The 3,525-nt window shown below is 70.6% G+C and carries 3 protein-coding genes; 2 read left to right on the top strand and 1 reads right to left on the bottom strand.

Annotated features, from left to right (window positions below):
* Both FPZ41_RS45650 and FPZ41_RS45645 read left to right on the top strand, forming a co-directional pair.
* Positions 1-1,015 (top strand): carboxymuconolactone decarboxylase family protein (locus FPZ41_RS45650; RefSeq protein ID WP_152870709.1); only part of this gene is annotated, 1,015 nt, incomplete at its 5' end.
* 109 nt (positions 1,016-1,124) lie between these two features.
* On the top strand, positions 1,125-1,808 hold the full coding sequence (locus FPZ41_RS45645) for a hypothetical protein (protein WP_322621572.1): 684 nt from the start codon (positions 1,125-1,127) through the stop codon (positions 1,806-1,808).
* A 64-nt stretch (positions 1,809-1,872) separates the two neighbouring features.
* Here FPZ41_RS45645 and FPZ41_RS45640 read toward each other — a convergent pair whose 3' ends face one another.
* Complete coding sequence (locus tag FPZ41_RS45640; protein WP_152870707.1) at positions 1,873-3,423, bottom strand: NCS1 family nucleobase:cation symporter-1; 1,551 nt, start codon at positions 3,421-3,423, stop codon at positions 1,873-1,875.
* Between the last annotated feature and the right edge of the window lie 102 nt (positions 3,424-3,525).

The following is a 3,525-nucleotide window of genomic DNA, read 5'->3' as shown; positions in this document are numbered from 1 at the left end:
CACCACCCCTCCCCCGCCCGAGTCCGCCACCGGCGTCACCGCCGACGTGTACGCCCAACTCGCCGAGGACTTCGGCATCGAGCGGGCCACCACCTTCGTGGTTCTCTCCTCGGCGCCCGGGATCCTCGCTCCGACGTGGGCGCTGGTGCGGGAGTCGCTGATCGCGGGCGAGGGAAGCCGAACCAGCAGGCAGCTGACCGCTCTTGGGGTCTCGATCGCCAATCGTTGCCCCTTCTGCACGGACGCCCACACGATGTTTCTGCACGCCACCGGGGATCATGCCCTCGCCCAACGCGTGGCCCGCGGCGGGACACCCGACGACGAGGCACACGCGCGCGTGCTGGCCTGGGGTAAGGCAACCCGCGTCCCCGGCGGTCCGGGCCTCACCCCGCTCCCCTTCTCCCGCAAGCACGCCCCCGCCCACATCGGCACCGCCCTCGCGTTCCACTTCGTCAACCGGATCGTGTCGGCCCTGCTGACCGAGAAGATCCTCCCCGGCAACGCCCAGCGGCTCCGCCCGGTCCGCAGCCTCATGGGCCGCTCGCTCGCGAAGACGGTCCGCCGTCGCCCCGCACCCGGTGCGAGCCTGGCCCTCCTGGACGACCCCGGGCCCGGACCGGAGTGGGCCGCCGGCACCACGGTCGGCCCGGCCTACGCCGCCCTCCGCACCGCGGCCTCGGCGGGCGCAGGTCTCCTCGACGAGGCCGATCGGGCCCTCGTACACCAGGTGGTCCGGGCGTGGCGCGGCACGCACCCACCGCTCGCGTGGGGCACCCTGCCGAGCCGCCACGACCGCCCGGGAGCACGCCTGGCGCTGCTGGCCGCGCTCGCTCCGTACCGCATCACCGACGAGGACGTGGCGGCCTGGCGCACGCCGGTCCACACCGACCACTGTCTCGTGCACCTCGTCGCTTATGGCGCGTTCACCGCCGTCGACCGGATCGAGAGGGCGTTCCCGGACTTCGGCCCGGCCGGGGGCGGCGTGGTGCCGCGCGTCAGCTGTGAGCCTCAGTAATCGAACGGCCACGGAGCGAGTTCGCACTTCCGCCCCCACAGCTACGCATGTGACACTGGCGTCCCCCACCCCGTGCGGAACGCCGCACCGACTCCCCCGAGACCACACCGTGCGTGAACTTCCACTGCCGCTCGCTCTCACCGCTCGTCTGCTGCCGGTCGCCGTACTCGCCTCGGCCGGCTGGGCGTTGTCGTCCGGTCCGTTCGCCGCGACTCCGGCCGGCGAGCAGGACCCGGCCCGGAAGAACGCTGCCGCGTCCGGGTCCGAGTCCGGGTCCGACGAGTCCGCTCCTTCGGCCTCCGCGGCCGCCAAGGCCTACTCGCAGGCGCCCGCGCCCTGTTCCGGCATCTCGGAGAAGACCGTCAAGTCCCTTGTCCCGGACGCCAAGACGGCCGGACAGGAGATAACGTCCACCGACAAGGCCGTGCGCCGCACCTGCTCCTGGAACGCCCTCAAAGGGTTCGACTACCGCTGGCTCGACGTCTCGTACGAGATCAAGAACTCCGACGACAAGGCCCTGACCGCCTACGAGCAGCGCGTGAAGGAGAAGAGCGGCGGAGGGGCGGTGCCGGGTCTCGGTGACTCGGCGTACTCCGTCGTGAACCTCACCACCGAGGACAAGCAGCAGACGCGCGAGGGCGCGGTGATCGCCCGCGTCTCCAACGCCCTGGTGGTGGTCACGTACAACGGCAGCGACTTCGAGAGCAAGAAGGCGCCGGGCACGGACGAGATCAACAAGGGCGCCATCAAGGCCGCGAAGGAGGCGGTGGCCGCGCTGGACGACGCCCAGTAGGGGAATCGTTCCAGCGCGGCCTCACCATCGCACGCCCCGTCGGGCGGCCTTCGCCGCAGCCGCCTCAGGCCTCGGCGGACCGCCGCTCCCTTCCGCCCATCAGCGCCACGTACAGCACGAGCGAGGCGGCCAGGCCCACGGCCCAGCCGTAGTCGGCGAGCGGCTTCAGGAACGGGATCAGTCCGTCGGCCGGGAACGGGCCTGTCTTCGCGCCCTTGGCATCCACGCCCGAGTACGAGCCGCCGACGGCGAGCACACCGCCGACCACGAAGGCCGCCACGGCCTTGAAGTTCCAGCCGGACGAGTACCAGTAGCGGCCGCCCGGCCGGTACAGGTCCGCGAGGTGCAGGACCGTACGGCGGACGATCCAGTAGTCGGCGATCAGGATGCCCGCGACCGTGCCGAGCAGACCGCCGACCACACCGAGCCAGGTGAAGATGTAGAACTCGGGCGTGGAGATCAGCTTCCACGGGAAGATCAGCACACCGATGACACCGGTGATCAGGGCGCCCGTACGGAAGTTGATGAGCTTCGGGGCCAGGTTGGCCAGATCGTACGCGGGGGAGACCACGTTCGCCGCGATGTTCACGGAGACCGTGGCGACCACCACGATGACGAGCGCGAACAGCAGGCCGAAGGCGTTGTCCGTCCTGGCCGCGAGGGCGACCGGGTCCCAGATCGCCTCGCCGTAGACGGCCTCGGAGCCGGAGGTGACCAGCACGGCGAGAACCGCGAAGAGCGTCATCGTCGTGGGCAGGCCCAGCGACTGACCCCACGTCTGGGCCCTCTGGCTGGACCCGAAGCGGGTGAAGTCGGGGATGTTGAGGGACAAGGTGGCCCAGAAGCCGATCATTCCCATGAGGGAGGGGAAGAAGACCGGCCAGAAGTCGGGGCCCCAGCCCAGCTTCGAGGGCTGCGACAGCAGTTGGCCGAAGCCGTCCGCCTTGACCGCGATCCAGATCAGCAGCACGAACGCGCCGACGATCACGAAGGGCGCGGCCCAGTTCTCGAAGTGCCGCAGGAAGTCCATGCCGCGGTAGATGATGGCGATCTGCACGGCCCAGAAGAAGACGAAGCAGAGCCACAGCGGCCATGGATTGCCCGCGATCCTGCCCGCGTTCTCCCACTCGCCTCCGGTGAGCTTGGAGCCCAGGGCGAAGATGCCGCTGCCGCCGATCCAGGTCTGGATGCCGAACCAGCCGCAGGCCACGGCCGCGCGGATCAGAGCGGGGATGTTGGCGCCGCGCAGGCCGAAGGAGGCGCGGGCGAGCACCGGGAACGGGATGCCGTACTTGGGTCCGGCGTGCCCGGTGGCCAGCATCGGCAGCAGCACGATGACGTTGGCCAGGGCGATGGTGAAGACGGCCTGCTTCCAGTCCATACCGAGGGCGACCAGGCCGGAGGCCAGGGTCCAGCTGGGGATGCAGTGGGCCATGGAGATCCACAGGGCCGCGAAGTTGTACGTCGTCCACTTGCGCTCGGCGACCGGGACGGGACGCAGGTCCTCGTTGGCGAACGGGCTGTCGGCGGGGAAGGCTCCGGGGGCGAGTTCGATGCGGCCGTCGCTGTCGGCGGTCTGGGATATCGGCGATCCCGTGGGGACTGTTTCGGTCATGGGCAGGCCAATCGGTGAGGCGGGCGGGAAAGGCCGTGCGGTGGCCCTGGTCCCTCCCCGGGGCGGGGGAGGGAGCGAGGGAGCGGGGAGGAAGTCAACGAG

Source organism: Streptomyces acidicola, from assembly GCF_009377235.1.
GTDB classification, from domain to species: Bacteria; Actinomycetota; Actinomycetes; order Streptomycetales; family Streptomycetaceae; genus Streptomyces; species Streptomyces acidicola.
Note: the sequence above shows the minus strand (reverse complement) of the source record. Positions and strands in the feature narration are given on the sequence as shown.

What these genes read in the sequence shown, in the direction of transcription:
- FPZ41_RS45640 (WP_152870707.1), bottom strand. Translation starts at nt 3,423, where the DNA reads ATGACCGAAACAGTCCCCACGGGATCGCCGATATCCCAGACCGCCGAC.